The organism is Craurococcus roseus (assembly GCF_039523795.1).
Taxonomy (GTDB): domain Bacteria; phylum Pseudomonadota; class Alphaproteobacteria; order Acetobacterales; family Acetobacteraceae; genus Craurococcus; species Craurococcus roseus.
In genome coordinates, this window is record NZ_BAAAFZ010000120.1 from 1 (window position 1) to 19462 (window position 19462).

Below are 19462 nucleotides of genomic sequence, written 5' to 3' on the forward strand. Positions count from 1 at the left end.
GGCGCAGGCGGGCGGGCCGGACGCGGCGCGGGCGGAGGACGCGCTGGCGGCGGTGCGGGAGGCGCTGGGCTGACAAGCTGACCGATCTTGCCGAAGCAACAAAGTTGGAGGGTGCATGTCAGGGCGGCTGGCTCAGGCGCTTGAGCGCATCAATCGCAAGGAGCGCAACCTCCTGATCCGCGCTGCTCTGGGCCATAAGGAAGTCCCGCTCCGCTTGAGCAGCGCTTTTCGGAAGCAAGTAGCAAAAAAATTGAACCTGATGAGCGAAGTTCCTGAGGATGCTTGGTGGGCGACAGATTATCACATCAGTTGGCTGGCCGGCGCTCTAACGGTCTATGTGGAAGGTGACGGTGCGCTGACCACGGCAAAACCTAATCCGTGGTTTGGTGAACGCCGCCTCGTTGAAGGAAATCAGGAAGACGTTGATCTGGTTGTCGCGTTTGGCAAAGAGCTTCTTCTAATCGAGGCAAAGGCCTACGGGGCGTTCAGCAACGCACAGTTGGCCAGCAAGCTCGTGCGCCTCAATCTGCTGCACGACTACTATAAAGGTTTGGGTCTCGCCACCGAGTGTCCGGTGAACTTCCGAATATTGCTTATCTCGCCAATGCCGCCGCAGAAGCTGACGACCATATGGCCGAACTGGGTTCGTGCAGAGGCGGGTGTCCCTTGGATACCCCTCGAATTAAATACTTCAGCGTCAGTGCTTGAAGTGAGGCGCTGCAACCAAGATGGACAAATCAGTGCTGCTGGAGACCACTGGCGCGTCGTTCCGCACGGATCAAACTCGAAATTCCTCGCTCACCAACTTTGATTTAGTCGAGGATCGCCATAGCGTTGCTCAACAAGGTTGGGATTGACTGGGAGGCGGGCCATCACAACCCGAACGCCACCCGCCGCGAGTTCCCCCGCCGCAGGTTGCGCAGCCGCGCCAGCGCCCAGAGCGGGAAGATGCGCGCGTAGCCGTGGTAGCGGAGGTAGAACACGCGCGGGAAGCCGGTGCCGGTGTGGTCTTCCTCCTCCCAGCCGCCATCGGGGCGCTGGTGCCGCATGAGCCACTGCGCGCCGCGCTCCACGGACGGGTCGTCCACCGCGCCGGCGGCCATCAGCGCGAGCAGCGCCCAGGCGGTCTGGCTGGCGGTGGAGGCGGCAGCGGCGGGCTCGCCGTCCGGGCGGGTGCCGCCGCGGCGGGGATAGGTGAAACCGTCCTCGCCCCAGCCGCCGTCCGGGTTCTGCCGCGCCTTCAGCCACTCCGCCGCGCGCGTCATCGCCGGGTGCTCCGGCGGCAGGCCGGCGGCGTTGAGCGCCGTGAGGACGGACCAGGTGCCGTACACGTAGTTCACGCCCCAACGCCCGTACCACGCGCCGTTCTCCTCCTGCTCGCGCAGCAGGTAGGCGACGGCTCGCTCCGTTTCCGCCCCGTCCGCCGGGCGGCCGAGCTGCGCCAACATGGCGAGGCAGCGGCCGGACACGTCGGCGGTGGGCGGGTCGAGCAAGGCGCCGTGGTCGGCGAAAGGGATGTTGTTCAGGTAGTGGTTGGTGTTGTCGGCGTCGAAGGCGCCCCAGCCGCCGCCCCGCGATTGCATCCCGACCACCCAGCGGGTCGCGCGGTCGATCGCCGTGTCGTAGCGGTCCGAAGGGCCCGCCCCGGGGCCGTCCAGGCGCCGGGCACGGTCCATGGCCAGTACCACCGCCGCCGTGTCGTCCACGTCCGGGTAGTGCGGGTTGGCGTACTGGAAGGCCCAGCCGCCAGGCGGGACGTCCGGGCGCAGCGCGGCCCAGTCCCCCGGCAGATCGTTCACCTGGCGGGGCAGCAGCCAGTCGAGGCCCCGCCGCGCCGCCGCCTCGGCGCGGGCGCCGCCGGCTTCCAGCAGCGCGTGCGCGGCCAGGGCGGTGTCCCAGATCGGCGAGAGGCAAGGCTGGACGTAGGTCTCGTCCTCGCCGCGGTCCTGCACCAGCCGCTCCAGCGCCTTCCAGGCGATGGCGACGCGCGGGTCCGAATCGGGCACGCCGAGGCAGTGGTACATCAGCACGGCGTTGGCCATGGCGGGAAAGATGCCGCCCAGGCCGTCGGTGCCGTTCAGCCGCTCGGAGACGAAGCGCTCGGCGGCGGCCTCGGCGCGGGCGCGGTGGCGGGCGGGGAAGCGCCCGTGCGCGCCTTGCAGCGCCCGGTCCAGCGCCGCGAACACCGCGCGCCAGGGCTGGCGCGCGTGCGCGCCGCCGGCCGGCCACCGGCGGATGCGGTGCGGTGGCGTGCGGAACAGCTCCGCCAGCGAGACGCCCACCGGCGCGAGCGGGCGCGGCCGGTGCGCCATCACCACCGTCAGCGGCACCAGCACGGTGCGCGCCCAGTAGGAGATGCGCGACAGGTGGAAGGGGAACCAGCGCGGCAGCAGCACCAGCTCGGGCGGCATCGCCGGCACCGCGCGCCAGGGCACCTCGCCGAAGAGCGCGAGGGCGACGCGGGTGAAGACGTTGCAGCGATCGGCTCCGCCGGCGGCGAGGATGGCATCGCGGGCGCGCAGCATGTGCGGCGCGTCCGCCGGGTCGCCGATCAACCTCAACGCGAAGTAGGCCTTCACGGAGCACGAGACGTCTAGCGGCCCGCCGTGAAACAGCGGCCAGCCGCCGTTCGCGTTCTTCGATTCGCGCTCCTGCGCGCGGCGCAGGTAGCGGCCGATGCGCTCCTCGCGCCCCTCGTCGCGCAGGCCGAAGAAACGGCGGAGCATCACGAATTCGGCGGGGATGGTGGCGTCGGCCTCCAGTTCGAACACCCAATGCCCGTCCGGACGCTGGACGCCGAGCAGGTGCCGGGCCGCGGCGCCGACGGCGGCGTCCAACGTCCGGTGCGGCGCGTCGCCCGCGTCGGCATCGAGCGGCGCGGCACGGCTGAAGCCGGAGCGCAGCCTCGCCTGGGCGAGATCCTGCATCTTGGACACGGCGAACGGCCCTTGTTGGAAGCGCGGCGGCCGGGGCGGCGCCGCGGAGGTGGGAGCTTCGCCGCATACGACGTTTCGCTGCGGCTGCGAACCCCGGCTGTCCGGGCGGCACGGCTTTAATCCGCCGCTGTGGCCCGGTTCAGGGCCGCATCGCTCTCGCGACGCGCGCTCCCGGGATTCGCTTCTCCCTTCCACATGCCGCCCCGGCCGCCGCGCTCCGCCAGCGCCGAGTCGACGGTGAAGAGCAGGTAGGCCGCAGCGGCGGCAGGCATGGCCGCGGCGCGCAGGGGCGAGAGGCCGAAGCGCCGCAAGGTGGGCGCGTAGGCCAGCGCCATGGCCGCCCACGCGGCCGCGCCGAGGAGCCGCGGCGCGCCTTCCGCGAACAGCGCCAGCAGCGGCGGCGCCAGGAACACCAGCGCGAGCCCCGCGACCGTACCCGCGAGGAGCGCCGGCGAGTAGCCGAGCTGGGCGTAGGCCGTGCGCGCGACCATGCGCCGGATGTCGCCGACATGGGGGTAGGGCCGCAGCGACTCGGCACGCTCCGTCAGGCCGAGCCAGATCCGCCCCCCGTGCGCCTTCATCAGCCGCGCCAGCGCGCAATCGTCGATGACGGCGCCGCGGATGGCGGCGAAGCCGCCCGCGTCGCCGAACGCGGCGCGGTCCAGTAGGACGCAGCCGCCGGCCGCGGCGGCGGTGCGCGCGGACGGGTCGCGCACCCAACGGAACGGGAAGAGCATCCCGAAGAAGAAGACGAAGGCCGGGATGAGCCAGCGTTCGGCCGGGCTTTCGCAGCGCAGCCGCACCATGAGCGAAGCCAGGGCCGGCCTGCCGACGAGGGCGCGCTGCACCAGCCGTCGGACCGAATCAGGCCGGTGGCGGATGTCGGCGTCGGTCAGCAGCAGAAACGGCGCAGGATCGTGGCGCAGGGCTTCCGACCCCTGGTGGAGCGCCCAGAGCTTGCCGGTCCAGCCGGGCGGGCGCGGGCCACCCGCGAGCACGGCCAGCCGGGGATCGCCGGACGCCGCGGCGCGGGCGATCCCGGCGGTGCCGTCGGTCGAGCGGTCGTCCACCACGACGAGGCGCAGCGGGCCGAGGTAGTCCTGCGACAGCACGCTCCGCACCGCTTCCGCTATCGTCGCCGCCTCGTCCCGCGCTGGTACGATCACGGCGACCGCCGGCCAGGCGTCCGGTTCCGGCAGCGCGGGCGCGTCGCGGTCGTCGTCGCGGGCCAGCCAGAAGAAGCCGCGTCTGAGCAGCAGCACCGCCCAGGCGGCGAGGGTTGCGAGGGCGATGGCGAATAGGGTCACGCGAGCCGGCCGCGGGCGCGGTACCAAGCCAGGGCGTCGGCCACGGCGTCCCGCCACGGCCGGGCGCGGTGGCCGAGGACGCGTTCCGCCTTGGCCCAGGAGAAATACATGTGCTCGCCGGCCATGCGGAGGCCGTCGCGCGTCAGCATCGGCTCGCGCCCGGTCGCCTTGGCCCACAGCTCGGACGCCACCGCCGCCGGCCACAGCGGGCCGCGCGACAGCAGCTTGGGCGCGGGGCGGTTCTGCAACTCGGCGATGTGGCCGAGCAACTCGCCGAGGGGCACGTCGTAGCCGCCGAGGATGTGGCGCTCGCCGACCTCGCCCCGCGTCAAGGCCGCCACGCAGCTCCGCGCGACGTCGTCCACATGGACGATGTTGAGCCCGGTGTCCACGTAGCCCGGCATCTTGCCGCGGGCGGCTTCCAGGATGACCCTGCCGGTGGGCGTGGGGCGGATGTCGCGCGGGCCGACCGGCGTGGACGGGTTGACGATCACCGCCCGCAGGCCGGACTTCGCCGCCATGCCCTCGACCAGCCGCTCGGCTTCCGTCTTGCTCTGCTTGTACGGGCCGATCGCCTCTTCCGGCGACGCCGCGTCGGCTTCGGTGGCGGGCAGGCCGTCGGAGCGCGGCTTCAGCGTGGCCACGGAGGACACGTGGACCACGCGCGGGCAGTCTTCGGCGAGGGCGGCGCGCATCACCGCCCGCGTGCCCTCCACGTTCACGGCCCGCATCGCCTCGGGGTCGGGCACCCAGATGCGGTAATCGGCGGCGCAGTGGATCACCGCGTCGCAGCCTCGGACGGCGCGGCCGACGGACGCGGCGTCGGTCAGGTCGCCGGCGGCGTAGGAAACGGGGAGGCCTTCCAGCAGCACGCGGGGCGCCGAAGGGCGGACGAAGGCCCGGACCTCGTGCCCGGCGTCGTGCAGGGCGCGTGCGATGGCGGAGCCGAGGAAGCCGGTGGCGCCTGTGAGCAGGACGCGCGGGTGCGGTGGGGTGTCGTCCATGGGAGTCCGGAAGGGAGGGCGTGCGGGTGGTATCGGAGGGCGCCGATGGTGCCGCGTTGGACGGCGCCCCGTCCAGCGCCCGCGTCGCCGAGGACGGTTTCCGCCGGGGCGGCCCTTGCCTTGGACCCGTCACAGGCCGGCTGCGGTCAGCCGGGGAGGGGTCCGCGTCTCGTCGGTGCGGCGGTTCACACCTTGGGTGTTCACACCCACGGCGATCGCGGGCTAATCAGGCGCCATGCCACGCTTCAGCCGGCGCGCGGCCTTCGCCGCGGCCGCCGTCCACTTCGCCATTCCCCCCGCCTCCGCCCAGCAGCCGGCGACGTCGGCGGCGGTCGTAGAGGGATTTCACGCCGCGTTGCTGGACACGATGCGCAACGCCCGCGCCCTTGGCCCGCGCGGGCGCGAACGCCGGCTGCGGCCGGCCATGCAAGCGGCTTTCGACCTGCCCGCGATGACGCGGATCGCGGTCGGCCCGCCCTGGACGGGCCTGCCCGAAGGCGAGCGGCAAGCGCTGGTGTCGGCTTTTTCAGATTGGGTGGTCGCTACCTACGCGAACCGCTTCGACGGCTACGCCGGCGAGAGCTTCACAACCGAGGGCGAAAGCGCCCTCAAAACCGGCGACCGGATGGTGCGGACGCAACTCGTGCGGCCGAACGACACACCCGTGCAGCTCAACTACCTTCTGCGCGGCGGCGAGAGCCGTTGGCGCGTGGTGGACATCTACCTGAGCGGGACGATCAGCGAGCTGGCCAGCCGCCGCGCCGAGTTCACCGCCTTGCTGCGCGATGGCGGCGCCGAGCGGCTGGTCGCGGAGTTGCGTCGGCGCACCGGCACGCTGCTGGGCGGCTGATGGCCCCCGGGCGGGACCGCCAAGGCCGTCCCAGCGGGGCGCGTCGTCAGCTCGCGGCCTTGGTGAAGGACACCTTGTCGTTTTCACCGGCGGCCGGCGGCTTGCCGGTCGTGACCGCCTTTATGTACCCGTAGGCGTGCACGAAGGTGGAGGAGGGGCTGTCCCAGTATTCGGCGCCGTCCACCGTCACCTTCATCAGCGCGACCTCCGGCGACTCCGGACCGCCCGGGAACCACACGCGGAGCGGCTCGCTCCAGAGCTCCTTCTGCTTGGCGGCGTCGCGCACCACCTCGGCGTGGCCGCCGATGGAGACGTAGTTCTGCTTGTGCGGGTCGGAGTAGGCCAGCAACGTACGCTCGTCGCCCTTGGCTTCCTCGACCTTGGGGCTGTCGGCCTTGGTGAAGAACCAGAGGACGCCGTCGAACTCCTGCTTCACCGCGCGCATGGGGCGGCCGCGGAACCGGCCTTCCTCGTCCATCGTCACCATCATGGCGATCTCGATGTCGCGGATCAGTTCCCATACCTTTTGCTGGGCGGCGGCGTCGGTGCGGGTCTCTACCATGGTGCTTCCTATCCGTTGCTGGGGCTCGGCGCCAGAACGGCGGCCCACTGCCCCGGTTGCAGGCGGCCCGGGGCGCGCCTTCGTCGCGCGCCGGGCCGCATGGCGCGGGCTATGCCCGGCCGCGCGTCAGCCACCGCTCGCCTGCTTGACGTAGGCGATCACGTCGTTGAGCTGCTGCTCGTTGCGGAGGCCCGGGAATGCCATGATGCCTTGCGGAGCGACCGACTTTGGGTTGGTGAGATACGGGCGCAGCGTTTCCTCGTTCCAGACGTGCCCGTTTTCGCCGAGTTGCTTCAGGTTGGCGGAATAGCGGAATCCGTCGACCGAGCCGGCTTTGCGCCCGATGACGCCGTGCAGGTTGGGGCCGACCCGGTTCGGTCCGCCTTGGTTGATGGTGTGGCACGCCGAGCACTGGTTGAACACGCGCCTGCCTGCTTCCGCGTCCCCGGATTGGGCTTGGGCGGCGGCGATCGGGGCAACAGCCAGGAAGGTGCCAAGTGCCAAAAAATTACGCATGCCGAAATCTCTCCCGTGCGGCCGAAGATGGACTGATGCAGGCCCACGACCGCTGGGGCTCCCGCATGTGTGCCGATAGGTCCGAGGCTCGATCGGTCCGCGGCTAGGTGGGTGTTTTCCGCAAGATGCCTAGGGCCCGTTAGCGCCTGAGCCAATCGGCGGTGGCGGCGAGGCAGAGGACGCCGAGGAAGGAAGCGGCGGTCTTCTCGTAGCGGGTGGCGACGGCTCGCCGCTCCTTCGGCCTCGCCCAGAGGCGCTCGACGCGGTTGCGGTTGTTGTAGATCGGCGCCGGGCAGGCCACGGGCGCCTCGTCGCGGCGGGTCGGGATCGCAGGTCGCGCACCGAGGTCCCATACGTGCTGCCGGAATGCATGGCTGCTGTAGCCACGGTCGGCGACGACCCAGACCGGCACGCCGGGCAGGCGCGCGAGCAACGGCACGGCGTGAGGCAGTTCGTGCGCCTGGCCCGGCGCGAGGGCGAAGGCGACGGCCCGTCCGTCGCTGCCGGCGATCACGCAGGCCTTGGTGCCATAGCCGCCACGAGAGCGGCCAGGCGCCTCACCCGCGCCCCGTTGCGCCGGAGCGGGGTTTTTACCGCCGCCCCTGCTGCCTTCCGGTGGGCGCGGATCGAGGTGCCGTCGAGGAAAGCCATGCCGAGTTCGACACCGCGCGACTGCGCCATCGCCAGCAGCCGCTCCCAGACGCCAAGGCGCGACCAGCGGATGAAGGTCTGGGCCGCCATCCACCACGGCCCGAACTCCTCGGGCAGGGCGCGCCATTTCGCCCCGTTCTGGTGCCGCCAGAAGATGGCCGAGGTCGTCCGCCGCAGGTTGCTCGGCGGCACCTTGGCGCGAGGGCGGCACGCCTCCACCAGCGGCTCCAGCACCGCCCACTCCTCGTCCGTCAGACCCAAAGCCGCCCCCCAGAAAGGCGGCTCAACGCCAGCAACGCCCCAGCGTTCAGGCGCTAACGGGCCCTAAAGCGGACGCGGGAAACGCGGAGCCAGCGCGAACGGCGCCGGTTCCATTAGGACGCGGGCGTGGTCATGGTTCCCTGGCCGAGCAACGGCGAGGGCCGCACTTTTCGGCGGCCGGTGGGTCGGGTGGGAGTGGCGGGGCGGTCTCGCGGCCGCGGTGCAGGCGGCACCGGGTGCCTGGCGCGCCGCACTGCGCTATCGCCCCGGATCGAAGGCCGGGCAGAGTGGCTGTGCCGCGAGGATGCGCTTGTGCGTACGCTCCGCGCCGTTCGGGCGACGCCAAGCGAAGGCAGGATATACGGCTTGGCTGCTGGCCGAGGACGCTTCCATCATTCAATTGCCAGCGGGCAGGCCACCGGCCCGCAAGGCGGTGACCTTTGCCCCGAACGCTTGTCGGCGGCCCTTCGGCGTAGCGGACCCCACGTTTGGACTGGAAAGTTGACGGCGGCCGTCAGGGCGCGCTGGTGACTTCCTTCAGGAACGGAAGGAATTCATTAAGCACCTGTTCGTTCGGGATGCCCGGAAACCGCATGGCGGTTTTGGGCACGATGGCCCGCGGATTGGTCAGGTAGGGACGCAGCGTGTCCTCCGACCAGACGTGGCCCGTCTCGCCGAGCTGCTTCATGTTGACCGAGTAGCGGTAGCCCTCGATCGACGCCGCGCGCCGGCCGAAGACGCCGTGCAGGTTCGGCCCAATCAGCGTCTTTGCGCCCTTTTCGAAGGTGTGGCACGCTTGGCACTGGGCGAAGGTCTTCTGCACCGGCGTCAGTTCCGCCGCCGCGTCGGAGGGCGCCGAGCTTTCTGGTGTCGTAACGGCCGCCATCTGTCCGGGCGCCGCCGGCTGCCCGTCGGTTTGTTGGGCGAAAGCGCCAGCGGCCGAAGCGAAGGTCAGGAAGGCGCTGAAAGCCAAAACGTGCCGCATACAGCAATCCCCTATCCGGCCGATGGCAGGTGGGCGCGGCGTCCGCGGCCACGTCGGCGTTATCTCGCGAACGAGTTACTATATCAATCGAAAGTTGTAAACACGATTTTGTCATTACCGTAATAGTTAGAAGGCGCGACTTCCCGGAACCCGCTTCCATGACGCCGGTGTCGAGGCGCCCCATGTTCGCCGGCCCAGGGCCGTGCGGCCTCTGCGGCGTTGTTCAGACAGGATGGGAAGGGGGGAGGGTTGATGAGGTTTCCGCCGCTTTCGGCATGTCGTGGCTTCGGTCGTCCGCGCTCTTCGGCCGGGCCGTCGCGGTGACGGCGACGAGTCTGCGGAGGCGCGGCGGTTGGAAGCCCGTGCTCGCGGCGGCCGGCGCGGCGCTGCTCGTGGCCGTGCTGGGCGGGGCCGCGACCGACATCGGGCCGTGGTACCAATCGCTCCAGAAGCCGGCGTGGCAGCCGCCCGACTGGCTGTTCGGACCGGCCTGGACGCTGATCTTCGGCCTCACGGCCTTGGCGGGTGTCCGAGCTTGGGCGAGAGCGCCGGACGCGGCGGCGCGCGGCCGGCTCCTTTCGGCCTACGCGCTGAACGCCCTCCTGAACATCCTGTGGAGCGTGCTCTTCTTCACCGTGAAACGGCCGGACTGGGCGCTGGTGGAGGTCGTGTCGTTGTGGCTTTCCATAGCGCTGCTCATCGTGTTGTCCGGCCGGCGCGACCGTGTGGCGGGTTGGCTGCTCGTGCCCTACCTAATCTGGGTCGGCTTCGCGGGGGTGCTTAACTGGTCGGTGGTGCGGCTCAACGAGCCCTTCTCAGGCCCGTGACGGCGCCCGGTCGCGGCGGTGGGGCGCGGTGAGCGGGGCCTTCGCGTCCGGGCTGGTCGTGGACCTGGTCTTGGCGCTGTTGGCGGCCGAAGCCGCGGTGCTCGTCTGGTACCGCCGCCGCCACGGCCGCGGCGTGCCGATCGGCGAGGCGCTGGCCTTCCTGGCGGCGGGAGCTTGCCTGCTCCTCGCCCTGCGCGCGGCGCTGGTCGGGGCGTCCTGGGCATGGGTGGCGGCCCCACTGGCGGGCGCGGGTGCTGCGCACGCTGTGGACCTCGCGCTGCGCTGGCGCCGTCGGTAGGGTGAGCCGGCAAGCGTCCACGGCGTCAGGCGAGGATGTCGGCCGGGGAGTCGCGCCGCAGTTCCTCGCCCAGTTCGCGCCCCAGGCGGGACGCATCCCTCGCGCTGCCGGCGACGGTGCGGCGGAGCAGGAAACTCCCGTCCGGGCGGGCCACCAAGCCGGTGAGCCGCAGCGTGCCATCCGGCAACAGCCGCGCGTGGGCGCCGATGGGCGTCCGGCAGGAACCGTCGAGGCTGCCGAGCAGGGCGCGCTCGGCAGTGGCGACGGGGCGCGCTTCCGCGTCTTCGATGACGTGGAGGAGTTCCAGCAGTTCCGTGTCCTCCTTGCGGCAGGTGACGCCGACGATGCCTTGCCCGGCCGCCGGGACCATGATGTTTGGGTCCAGCACCATCCCCGCCTCGGCCTCCAGGCCGAGACGCCGGAGGCCGGCGAGGGCGAGGAAGGAGGCGCACACCGTTCCGGCCCGCACCTTGCCGATCCGGGTCTGCACGTTGCCGCGGATCGTCTCCACCCGCAGGTCGGGCCGCGCGTGCAGGATTTGCGCCTGCCGGCGAACGGAAGCGGAGCCGATCAGCGCGCCGCGTGGCAGGCGGCCCCAGGGGTCGCCGGGGTCGGCGTCATCCGGCGCGCCGCAGTCCGGGCCGAGCACCAGCGCGTCGCGCGAATCCTCCCGGCGCATGACGCAGGCCAGCGCCACGCCGCGGGGCAACTCCGTCTCCAGATCCTTGAGGCTGTGGACGGCAAAGTCGATGCGGCCGTCCAGCAACGCCTCGTGGATCTCCTTGGCGAACAGGCCCTTGCCGCCGATATCGGCCAGCGGCCGGTCCTGGATGCGGTCGCCCGCCGTGCTCATCGGTCGCTCCTCGAAGGCCTTGAGGACGCGGAGCACGGGGCAGGCTTGGCTCACCAAGCCGAGGAACAGGCGGGTCTGCACCAGGGCGAGCGGCGAGGCGCGGGTGCCGATGCGGAGCGGCAGCGGCCGGTCGGCGTGCTCGCGGGTCGGCCGCGTCCCCGCGGCGCCGTCGAGGACCGCTTCCATCAGGCGGCCCGGCCTTGCGCCAGGGCAGGGGCGCGCGAGGTCGGCGGCGCGGCCGCGCCGTGCCAGGGCGACACCAAGCCGGTGAGGTGCGCGACGTTTTTGAAGAAGATGCGCGCGTGGGCGAGGGGGCGCGCCTTCACGAGTTCCTTGTTCATGTAGGCGTCCCAGGTGAGGTCCTGGACGTCCTTGTCGCGGCAGATGGAGACGAAGCGCTCGCGCCGGGCGTCGTCGCGGTACCAGTGGTTCTGCATCATGCCGAGCATCCAGAACACCGGGCCGTGCAGGCGCATGAAGCGCTTGCGCGCCTTCGCCAGCGCGCGGGCGTCGCCGGTGGCGAGGAACTCGTGGGCCGCGTCCGCCGCCATCCGGCCGCCGAGCATGGCGTAGTAGATGCCCTCGCCGGAGGCCGGCGCGACCACGCCGGCGGCGTCTCCCGCCAGCACCACGCCCCGGCCGTCGTCCCAGCGCTTGAGCGGGTGCAGCGGGATCGGCGCGCCCTCACGGCGGATCGTCTCGGCGCCGTCGAGCCCGGCGATGTCCCGCAAAGCGCCCACCGCGCCGCGCAGGCCGAAGCCCTTCTGCATGGAGCCGGTTCCGACGCTGGCGGTGTCGCCGTGCGGGAAGATCCAGGCGTAGAAGTCGGGCGAGAGCGTGCCGTCGTAATACACGTCGCAGCGCGTGGGGTCGTAGGCGCCGACCGCCGCGCCTCGCGGTGAACGGACGATCTCGTGGTAGGCGAAGACGTGCGGGATGTCCTCGGCGCCGGGCACGCACTGGCGGGCGACGCGCGAGGTGGCGCCGTCGGCGCCGATCACCGCACGGGCGCGCAGGCGGGCCGGCTCCACGTCCTTCGCCGCGCCGCGCGGGCGGTAGTGGACGGTGACGGTGCCGTCCGCTTCGTGGTCCAGGCGCTCGAAGGTCCCTTCGCGCCTCACCGCGCCGGCCCCTGCCGCGCGCTCCCGCAGCCATTCGTCGAACACGTCGCGGTCCACCATGCCGACGAAGCCGCCGTCGATCGGCATGTCCACGCTGCGGGCCGAAGGCGAGACGATGCGGGCGCCGGCGACGCGGGCGACAAGCAGCGATTCCGGGATGGCGAAGTCTTGGACGAGCTTCGGCGGGATCGCGCCGCCGCAGGGCTTGATGCGGCCGGCGCGGTCGAGCAGCGCCACGGCGCGCCCGTGGCGCGCTAGGTCGGTGGCCGCGGTCGCGCCGGCCGGGCCGCCGCCCACCACCGCCGCGTCGAAGAGCGTGTCCCGGTCGTCGCCCGCCATGGCCGTTTGCCTCCCCATCAAGCCAGTCTCGCCCCCAGGTGGGCGGATGCGCCGCGCGCCTGCGCCATGCCGGGCCGGCCGACCCTGACCGCCAAGGCGGCGGCCCACAGGAACAGCAGCGCGTCGGCCGCGAACACCAGCGCGTAGGCCGTGGCGAGGGGCGCGCCGAACGCGAACCGCGCCGCGTCCACCGCCGCCGTCCCCGCCAGGCCGCCCAGCCCGAAGGCGATCGCCTGCGCGGCGCCCCAGACGCCCATGCGGAGGCCGGACCGCTCCTGGCCGTCGCGGCCCGCGAGGTGCATCATCGACGCGATGGCACCGGCGGCGAACACGCCGTCGCCCAGGCCCACCGCGAAGCAGGCGGCGAAGAGGGGCCGCGTTTCCGATGCGAGGCCGAGGGCCGCGAGGCCTAGCACCGCGACCGCCGCGCCGACGCAGCCGCCGACGGTGAGGCGCCGCAGCCGCGCGCCGCGATCGGAGGCGCGCATGCTCCCCGCGAGCGCCACGGCGACCATGCCCAGCAACACGCCGGCGTGCTGCACGGACGCCAGGCGCGTGGTTTCCCCGAGCGACAGCCCGAACACCGCGCCGCCGAAGGGTTCGACGATCAGGTCCTGCGCGCTGTAGGCCAGCATGGACACGAACACGAACACCGCGAACCGGCGCGCGTCCGGCTCCGCCCAGACCTGCCGGAGCGCGTCGCGAAAGGCCGGCTTCTCCGGCTGGGCGGCGGCGGCGGTAGGCTTCGCGGACTCGGGGCGGCGCGGAGGCTCCACGCCCCACACCGCGACGGACGCCAGCAGGAAGGCGAGGCCGCACACGCCGGCCGAGATCGCCAGGAGGCGGGCGGGCGAGTAGGGGTCCAGCAGGCGCCCCGCGACCGCGGTGGTGACGACGAAGCCGGCGATCATCATGATCCACACGATGGACGCGGCGGCGGCGCGCCGCTCCGGCGCGACCCGCGAGGCCAGCAGCGCCAGCAGCGGGGTGCCGGCGGAGGCCACCCCGGCGCCGATCAGCAGGAACGCCGCCACCGCCACCGCGAGGCCGGGGACGAGCCCCGCGGCCTCCATCGTCGCCACGGAGGCCGCCGCACCGATGCCGCCGAGCGCCAACGCCGCCGCGCCGCCGATGATCCACGGCGTCCGGCGGCCGCCCACGTCCGAGCCGTGGCCCATGCGCGGGCGCACGACCTGCATCGCGTAGTGCAGGCCGACGAGCAGGCCGGGCACGGTCGCCGCCAGGGCCAGCTCGACGACCATCACGCGGTTGATGGCGGAGGTGGTGAGCACCACGACGGCGCCGAGCGCCGTTTGCACCAAGCCGAGGCGCAGGATGCCGAGCCAGCCGAGCGGGGGCGGGTCGTCGCGCACCGCCCGCCTAGCCCCCGATCCCGGCGGCGGCACCGGGCCGCAACGCGAAGGCGCAGACGAGCATCCCGAGCACATATAGCAAGACGCCGGTGGCGTTGTACCAGGGCGCCAAGGCGCGGGGGTTGCGCAGCAGCCTCGCCATGAGCGCGAGCTGCGCCAGCAGCAGCAGCAGCACCGCGACGGCCTGCCACGCGGCGCCCCAACCCAGCAGCAGCGCCACGACCGCCGCCTGCGGAGCGGCCATGGCGGCGCAGGCGGCGCGGGCCGCGCGCTCCGGGCCGAGCCGGACGGGGAGGGAGCCGATGCCGAAGCGCCGGTCGCCCTCGACCGACTTGAAATCGTTCAGCGTCATGATGCCGTGCGCGCCGGCGCTGTAGAGCGCGGCGACCAGCAGCACGCGCCCGTCCGGCGCGGCCCCGGCCATCACGGCGGCGCCGGTGATCCAGGGCAGGCCCTCGTAACAGGCGGCGACGGCCGTGTTGCCCCACCAGCCGTTCCGCTTCAACCGCAGCGGCGGGGCGCTGTAGGCCCAGGCGAGCGCCACGCCGACGGCGGTGGCGCCCGCGGCCCAGGGCCCGAGCGAAAGGCCGAGCAGCAGCGACAGGGCCGTCCAGCCGAGCGCGATCCAAAGGCCCCAGCGGCCGGGGATGCGGCCGGACGGGATGGGCCGTCCGGGCTCGTTGACCGCGTCCACGTGCCGGTCGAACCAGTCGTTCACCGCTTGGCTCATGCCGCAGACCATCGGCCCGGCGAGCAGCAGGCCGGCGAGCGCCAGCGGCCATCGTTCGGACAGCGGCGCGCCGGAGGAGACGACGCCGCAGCCGAAGGCCCAGACCGGCGGGAACCAAGTGACCGGCTTCAACAGCTCCAGCACCGCGAACGGCGCCGGCGCGGAAGCGAGCGGCCGGGCGGACCCGACGGCCGGATCGGACGGCACCCCGCGCTACTCCGCCGGCCCGTTGCCGCCGTCTTCCGCACCGAGGTCGCCCAGGCCGTAGCGGCGGAGCTTCACGTAGAGGCTCTGCCGGCTGAGGCCCAGCATCTCGGCCGCGGACGCGCGGTTGTCGCTGGTGAGGTCGAGCGCCGCTTCGATGCAGAGGCGCTCGATGACGTCGGTGGCTTCCCGCACGAGGTCCTTGAGCGGCACGCGCCCGATCAGTTCGGTGATCTGCTCGACGGAGCGCAGCGGCGTCCGGCCGCCCCCGGCGTGCGCGTCGCCCCTCGCGGGTCGGGGCAGGCGCATGCCGACGTCGCGGATGGCGAAGCCGAAGCAGGGCTGGCCGCCGTTCATCACCGTGACGGCGGAAATCTCGACCTCGGTGGCCGCGCCGTACTCGCCCTGGAGCGTGGCGGCGAAGAGGCGGACGGCGCCGCGCTGTCGCAGGCTGCCCATCAGCACGTCGAGCTCGACGCCGGGCGGGGCGAACCAACGCTCCAGCGACTCGCCCACCGCCTGCTCCTCCACGGCGATCTGCGCCATTTCGAGGAAGGCGGCGTTGGCGGACAGCACGCGCCCGTCCTGTCCGGTGACGACGAACCCGTCCGGCACGCCCTCAACGAGCTTGAGGAGCTTGGTTTTCGTCTTCGGCAAGGCGATGGGCTCGCCGGGCCGCGCCACCGGCACCGGCGACAAGCGGACGAGCACGGAAACGACGTCGTCCTGGCGGAACAGGGAGGCTGAAACGACCACCTCGGGCCGCTCGTCCGACAACAGGCGCGCGCGCACATCGTCCGCGCGGCCGGCGGCGCGCACGCCGGACATCAGGCTTTCCACGGCCGCTTGGCTTCCCGCGTCGAAGGCCTCCGCGAAAGGCCGGCCGATGGCGCGCCGCGCGTCCTTCCCGAAGAGCCGCGCGGCCGCGGGGTTCACTTCCTGCACCTTGAAACCGGCGGCGTCGAGCACGAGCACCGGCTCGGGCGACATCTGGAAGAGCAGGCGGTAGCGCGTTTCCGCCTGCCGGAGGCGCGCGTAGTCCCGCTCCACCGACCGCTGCGCGTCCATCAGGCGCTGCTGCAGCGCGGAGATCCCGCGCAGGTCCCGCCCGAAGGCGACCGCGCGGTCCGCCTTGCCGAGCCGGACGGCGGAGAAGAGGATCGGCACCGAAGCGCCGCCAGGCACCGCCAACTGGTTGATGTGGCGCCAGCGCGGCGCGGCGCGCGCGGCCGCGTCGCGGATCAGGGCCTCCACCTTCGGGCGGCTCTCCTCCGTCACCGTATCCAGCCACGGGCGCCCGAACCAGTCGCCGCCGCCCAACTCGCGCGACAGCTCCTCGCTGTTGACCGCGTAGTCCCGGATCACGCCGGCGCCATCCACCACCAATGCGATGTCCGCCGCGGCGGCGATCAGCGATGCGGTCGCTTCGGCGTCGAGCTCGCCGAGCGAGGTTTCGGGGGCCCTGAATGCATGCACAGGCGCTATGGTCCTTCTGGGGGCGGGTGCCGTCTTATTTCTTTATCCTCCCCCCGCGTGGCGGGATCAATTGCGCAGGCTCAACAAAGCCAGCAGCGTTTCCGCCTGCAACGCCGCTTGCCTGCCGTCGGTCGCGGTGGCGTCGGCGCCGACGAGGCCGGCGAGCTCCGGATTCTCGGCGAAGACCCGGCCGCCGACCATCACGCCGATGCCGCGGTTGCACGACTCGCGCCGGACCAAGCGGATGAGCGCGGCCACGCCGTCGAGCCGGTCGTTGTTGCCGATCGAGATGCCGGCGATGGCGAACCAGCGGTTGCGGACGGCGCTCCGGACCTCGTCGTTGGACATCATCGGCTCGGACCGGACCTCCCAGCCCGCGCGCAAGAAGAACTCGGCCACCATGACGAGGCCGAAGGTGTGCTGCTCGCCGGGGACCGGGATCAGCAGCGCGGAGCGGCGCGGGTCGTGCGCCTCCACGGAAGGCATGAAGGCCGGGCTGTATTCCCGCACCAAGCCCTGGAGCCGCGCGAGGCCGACGGTGACGTCGGCGAAGGAGCACAGATCCTCCGTCCAGAGCTGGCCGAGGCGCTGCGCCGTCACCGCGAACAGGTCCAGGTAGAGCCGTTCCAGGGTGACGCCGCGCAAGCGCAAGTCTTCGACATAGGCGAGGGGCGCCGCCGCGTCGGCCCCGATGACGAGGCCGACCAGCGCGACGACGTCCTCGGGCCCCGGCGCCGCCGCGACCGGCTCCGGCGCGGAATCGCGCCCGGCGGCCCGGCCGGCGAGCACGAGCCGGGGAACCACCTCGACCTCGATCATGCGCACCAACCGCGCGGCCCGGCGCGCGGCCCTCGCGGAGGCGCCCATCGCGGGGCCGCGCGGGGGCGGGGCGGCGTGCTCGGCGCCGGCCGGGGCGGGTTCGCCGGGCGGCGATGCCAAGCGTTCGGGGCTGTCATCGGGGCGGAGGGCGCCGCTGCGGGGCGCGTGCGGGCTCGCCCAGCCTCGCGCCGCCGAAGGGATGCAATCCAGGATTTCCGTCGACGGTGCGAGCATCGGTGTTTCCCGTGTGCCCTTCATTGCCCGTTTCTCCCCCGAGTGTCAAACCTGATTTACGTCAATCTAGCTTGACACGTGTTGCGACGGCCCCGTAGCTTTCCGACGGCGGTTGGACGGAGGGCGACTCGATGGCCCTCTCCTCCAACGAAAAGATGAGGTCGTGTGAGCTACTTCTTGGTTTTGAGGCCGTGACCCGGCTGGGCCGCTCACATAACCGACATTTTGCGGAAGGGGTTTGTCAAGCGATGCTTACACGCGCCCTCCTGAACCGTTTCATAGATGTCGTGGACTGTTGCCCTTGGGGCGCTGCCACCGGGCGGCGGGTGCCGGTGCGCCGGCCGGTCCTCTACACGGCGGAGGAGCGCCGCCGGCGCGACGCTTCGCCGTGGACGCTGGTGCAAGGCGTGCTCGCGCCCTTCCAATTCGCGGTCTTCCTGCTGAGCCTCGGCTTCGTGCTGCGCTTCCTCGCCACCGGCGAGGGCTTCGGCATCGCCGCCGCGTCCGTCGTCGCCAAGACGCTCGTGCTCTACACGATCATGGTCACGGGCTCGATCTGGGAGAAGGAGGTGTTCGGCCGCTGGCTGTTCGCGCCGAGCTTCTTCTGGGAGGACGTGTTCAGCATCCTCGTCCTCGCCCTGCACACGGCCTACCTCGTCGTGCTGGCGCTCGGGGTCGGCGACGCCGCGGCGCAGATGCTGCTCGCGCTCGCCGCTTACGCCGCCTACGTGGTGAACGCCGGGCAGTTCCTGATCAAGTTGCGGGCGGCGCGGCTCGAAGGCGCCGGGTCGCACCGCGCCGCGGTCGGGCCGGGCCTCGCGGCGTGAGCGCGAGCACCGCCGCCCCGGTACGCGCCGCGCCGGCCGCCGGGCGGCCGGCGGTGCTGCGCGAGCGCGGGCAGCGCGAGGTGTTCTGCGGCCTGACCGGCATCGTGTGGCTGCACCGCAAGATGCGCGACGCCTTCTTCCTCGTGGTCGGCTCGCGCACCTGCGCGCACCTGCTGCAATCGGCGGCGGGGGTGATGATCTTCGCCGAGCCGCGCTTCGCCACCGCGATCATCGACGAGCGCGACCTGGCGGGCATGGCGGACGCGAACGACGAGTTGGACCGTGTGGTCGCGCGGCTGCTGGAGCGGCGCCCGGACATCAAGCTGCTGTTCCTCGTCGGCTCCTGCCCGTCCGAGGTCATCAAGCTCGACCTGGCGCGAGCGGCGAAGCGGCTGGACCGCGCGGCGGCCTCCGGCGTGCGCGTGCTGCACTACTCCGGCAGCGGCATCGAGACGACCTTCACCCAGGGCGAGGACGCCTGCCTCGCCTCGCTGGTGCCGGAACTGGCGGAGGAAGCGCCGGGCGCGCCGCGCTCGCTCCTGGTGGTCGGCGCGCTGGCGGAGGCCGTGGAGGACCAGATGCGGCGGCTGTTCGCCGCGCTCGGCATCGGCCACGTAAGCTTCCTGCCGCCCCGGTGCGCGGCCGGGCTGCCGCCGGTCGGGCCGCGCACGGATTTCCTGCTCGCGCAGCCCTTCCTCGCCGAAACGGCGCGCGTCCTGGAAGAGCGGGGCGCGCGGCGGGTCGCGGCGCCGTTCCCCCTCGGCGCCGAGGGCACCACGCTCTGGCTGCGCGCCGCCGCCGACGCCTGGGGCGTGTCCGCGGCGCGCTTCCGCGAGGCCACGGCGGCCGGCGAGAAGCGCGCGCGCGATTCGGTGGCGCGCCACCGCCCCGCGCTGGAAGGCCGGCGGGTGTTCCTGTTCCCCGACTCGCAGCTCGAAGTGCCCATGGCGCGCTTCCTGTCGCGGGAGCTGGGGATGCAGCCGGTCGAGGTCGGCACCCCCTACCTGCACCGCCAGCACCTCGCCGAAGAGCTGGACCTGCTGCCCCCGGGCACGCCGCTCAGCGAAGGCCAGCACGTGGACCGTCAGCTCGACCGCTGCCGCGCGGCGAAGCCCGACTTGGTGGTGTGCGGCCTCGGCTTGGCGAACCCATTGGAGGCGGAAGGCATCGCCACGAAGTGGTCCATCGAACTCGTCTTCACGCCGGTGCAGGGCTACGAGCAGGCGGGCGACCTCGCCGCGCTGTTCACGCGCCCGCTCGACCGGCGCGGCAGGCTGCGGGTCTAGCGC

19 protein-coding genes are annotated in these 19462 nt (G+C 72.4%); 6 read left to right on the forward strand and 13 right to left on the reverse strand.

Features of this window, described 5'->3' with window-relative positions; all coding sequences use genetic code 11:
* Window positions 1-115: 115 nt before the first annotated feature.
* Window positions 116-811, forward strand: a complete 696-nt coding sequence (locus ABD067_RS25485; protein WP_343898241.1) for a hypothetical protein — start codon at window positions 116-118, stop codon at window positions 809-811.
* Between the two features lie 61 nt (window positions 812-872).
* Here ABD067_RS25485 and shc read toward each other — a convergent pair whose 3' ends face one another.
* The 3 genes from shc to hpnA form a co-directional block, all read right to left on the reverse strand.
* Entirely contained in the window at window positions 873-2927 is a 2055-nt protein-coding gene (gene shc, locus ABD067_RS25490; protein WP_343898274.1) for a squalene--hopene cyclase, read from the reverse strand.
* A 125-nt stretch (window positions 2928-3052) separates the two neighbouring features.
* Window positions 3053-4243: a glycosyltransferase gene (locus ABD067_RS25495; protein WP_343898242.1), complete on the reverse strand. Its 1191-nt coding sequence runs from the start codon at window positions 4241-4243 to the stop codon at window positions 3053-3055.
* Entirely contained in the window at window positions 4240-5247 is a 1008-nt protein-coding gene (gene hpnA, locus ABD067_RS25500) for a hopanoid-associated sugar epimerase (RefSeq protein ID WP_343898243.1), read from the reverse strand. Before hpnA ends, ABD067_RS25495 begins: the two co-directional genes overlap by 4 nt.
* Window positions 5248-5482: 235 nt before the next feature.
* Here hpnA and ABD067_RS25505 point away from each other — a divergent pair, with 235 nt between their 5' ends.
* Window positions 5483-6097 carry an ABC transporter substrate-binding protein gene (locus ABD067_RS25505; protein ID WP_343898244.1) on the forward strand — a complete coding sequence of 205 codons (615 nt, stop codon included), beginning with the start codon at window positions 5483-5485 and terminating at the stop codon, window positions 6095-6097.
* A gap of 46 nt (window positions 6098-6143) precedes the next feature.
* Here ABD067_RS25505 and ABD067_RS25510 read toward each other — a convergent pair whose 3' ends face one another.
* The 4 genes from ABD067_RS25510 to ABD067_RS25525 form a co-directional block, all read right to left on the reverse strand.
* Window positions 6144-6659 carry a pyridoxamine 5'-phosphate oxidase family protein gene (locus ABD067_RS25510; RefSeq protein ID WP_343898245.1) on the reverse strand — a complete coding sequence of 172 codons (516 nt, stop codon included), beginning with the start codon at window positions 6657-6659 and terminating at the stop codon, window positions 6144-6146.
* A gap of 126 nt (window positions 6660-6785) precedes the next feature.
* A complete protein-coding gene (locus ABD067_RS25515; RefSeq protein ID WP_343898246.1) occupies window positions 6786-7175 on the reverse strand; it encodes a c-type cytochrome in 390 nt (129 codons plus the stop codon).
* Between the two features lie 139 nt (window positions 7176-7314).
* Window positions 7315-8081, reverse strand: a protein-coding gene (locus tag ABD067_RS25520; protein ID WP_343898275.1) for an IS5 family transposase whose coding sequence is annotated in 2 segments (ribosomal slippage) — window positions 7315-7769 and window positions 7769-8081 — 768 coding nt in all. Because the reading frame shifts where the segments join, the coding sequence is not laid out codon by codon here.
* Window positions 8082-8601: 520 nt separating this feature from the next.
* Window positions 8602-9072: a c-type cytochrome gene (locus ABD067_RS25525; protein ID WP_343898247.1), complete on the reverse strand. Its 471-nt coding sequence runs from the start codon at window positions 9070-9072 to the stop codon at window positions 8602-8604.
* A gap of 362 nt (window positions 9073-9434) precedes the next feature.
* Here ABD067_RS25525 and ABD067_RS25530 point away from each other — a divergent pair, with 362 nt between their 5' ends.
* Together ABD067_RS25530 and ABD067_RS25535 are read left to right on the forward strand one after the other, a co-directional pair.
* Window positions 9435-9899 (forward strand): TspO/MBR family protein, encoded by a 465-nt coding sequence (locus tag ABD067_RS25530; protein ID WP_343898248.1) that lies wholly within the window; start codon window positions 9435-9437, stop codon window positions 9897-9899.
* 28 nt (window positions 9900-9927) lie between these two features.
* Window positions 9928-10197, forward strand: a complete 270-nt coding sequence (locus ABD067_RS25535; protein ID WP_343898249.1) for a hypothetical protein — start codon at window positions 9928-9930, stop codon at window positions 10195-10197.
* Window positions 10198-10222: 25 nt separating this feature from the next.
* Here ABD067_RS25535 and hemC read toward each other — a convergent pair whose 3' ends face one another.
* From hemC to ABD067_RS25565, 6 genes are all read right to left on the reverse strand, one after another.
* Window positions 10223-11236: a hydroxymethylbilane synthase gene (gene hemC, locus ABD067_RS25540; protein WP_343898250.1), complete on the reverse strand. Its 1014-nt coding sequence runs from the start codon at window positions 11234-11236 to the stop codon at window positions 10223-10225.
* On the reverse strand, window positions 11236-12510 hold the full coding sequence (locus tag ABD067_RS25545; RefSeq protein WP_343898251.1) for a geranylgeranyl diphosphate reductase: 1275 nt from the start codon (window positions 12508-12510) through the stop codon (window positions 11236-11238). Before ABD067_RS25545 ends, hemC begins: the two co-directional genes overlap by 1 nt.
* A 17-nt stretch (window positions 12511-12527) precedes the next feature.
* Window positions 12528-13883 carry a BCD family MFS transporter gene (locus ABD067_RS25550; protein ID WP_343898252.1) on the reverse strand — a complete coding sequence of 452 codons (1356 nt, stop codon included), beginning with the start codon at window positions 13881-13883 and terminating at the stop codon, window positions 12528-12530.
* 7 nt (window positions 13884-13890) lie between these two features.
* Window positions 13891-14820 carry a chlorophyll synthase ChlG gene (gene chlG / locus ABD067_RS25555; protein ID WP_343898253.1) on the reverse strand — a complete coding sequence of 310 codons (930 nt, stop codon included), beginning with the start codon at window positions 14818-14820 and terminating at the stop codon, window positions 13891-13893.
* Window positions 14821-14826: 6 nt separating this feature from the next.
* Window positions 14827-16293 carry a transcriptional regulator PpsR gene (ppsR, locus tag ABD067_RS25560; protein WP_343898254.1) on the reverse strand — a complete coding sequence of 489 codons (1467 nt, stop codon included), beginning with the start codon at window positions 16291-16293 and terminating at the stop codon, window positions 14827-14829.
* Between the two features lie 66 nt (window positions 16294-16359).
* On the reverse strand, window positions 16360-17346 hold the full coding sequence (locus ABD067_RS25565; RefSeq protein ID WP_343898255.1) for a cobalamin B12-binding domain-containing protein: 987 nt from the start codon (window positions 17344-17346) through the stop codon (window positions 16360-16362).
* Window positions 17347-17594: 248 nt separating this feature from the next.
* Between ABD067_RS25565 and bchF the strand changes: the two genes are divergently transcribed.
* Window positions 17595-18173, forward strand: coding sequence for a 2-vinyl bacteriochlorophyllide hydratase (gene bchF / locus ABD067_RS25570; RefSeq protein WP_343898256.1), 579 nt, complete (start codon window positions 17595-17597; stop codon window positions 18171-18173).
* The gene (locus ABD067_RS25575; RefSeq protein ID WP_343898257.1) at window positions 18170-19459 is read left to right on the forward strand and encodes a ferredoxin:protochlorophyllide reductase (ATP-dependent) subunit N; all 1290 of its coding nucleotides are present in this window, start codon (window positions 18170-18172) and stop codon (window positions 19457-19459) included. Before bchF ends, ABD067_RS25575 begins: the two co-directional genes overlap by 4 nt.
* The last annotated feature ends 3 nt before the right edge of the window (window positions 19460-19462 follow it).

What these genes read in the sequence shown, in the direction of transcription:
- ABD067_RS25485 (WP_343898241.1), top strand. Translation starts at nt 116, where the DNA reads ATGTCAGGGCGGCTGGCTCAGGCGCTTGAGCGCATCAATCGCAAGGAG.
- shc (WP_343898274.1), bottom strand. Translation starts at nt 2,927, where the DNA reads ATGCAGGATCTCGCCCAGGCGAGGCTGCGCTCCGGCTTCAGCCGTGCC.
- hpnA (WP_343898243.1), bottom strand. Translation starts at nt 5,247, where the DNA reads ATGGACGACACCCCACCGCACCCGCGCGTCCTGCTCACAGGCGCCACC.
- ABD067_RS25505 (WP_343898244.1), top strand. Translation starts at nt 5,483, where the DNA reads ATGCCACGCTTCAGCCGGCGCGCGGCCTTCGCCGCGGCCGCCGTCCAC.
- ABD067_RS25510 (WP_343898245.1), bottom strand. Translation starts at nt 6,659, where the DNA reads ATGGTAGAGACCCGCACCGACGCCGCCGCCCAGCAAAAGGTATGGGAA.
- ABD067_RS25515 (WP_343898246.1), bottom strand. Translation starts at nt 7,175, where the DNA reads ATGCGTAATTTTTTGGCACTTGGCACCTTCCTGGCTGTTGCCCCGATC.
- ABD067_RS25525 (WP_343898247.1), bottom strand. Translation starts at nt 9,072, where the DNA reads ATGCGGCACGTTTTGGCTTTCAGCGCCTTCCTGACCTTCGCTTCGGCC.
- hemC (WP_343898250.1), bottom strand. Translation starts at nt 11,236, where the DNA reads ATGGAAGCGGTCCTCGACGGCGCCGCGGGGACGCGGCCGACCCGCGAG.
- ABD067_RS25545 (WP_343898251.1), bottom strand. Translation starts at nt 12,510, where the DNA reads ATGGCGGGCGACGACCGGGACACGCTCTTCGACGCGGCGGTGGTGGGC.
- ABD067_RS25565 (WP_343898255.1), bottom strand. Translation starts at nt 17,346, where the DNA reads ATGCTCGCACCGTCGACGGAAATCCTGGATTGCATCCCTTCGGCGGCG.
- bchF (WP_343898256.1), top strand. Translation starts at nt 17,595, where the DNA reads ATGCTTACACGCGCCCTCCTGAACCGTTTCATAGATGTCGTGGACTGT.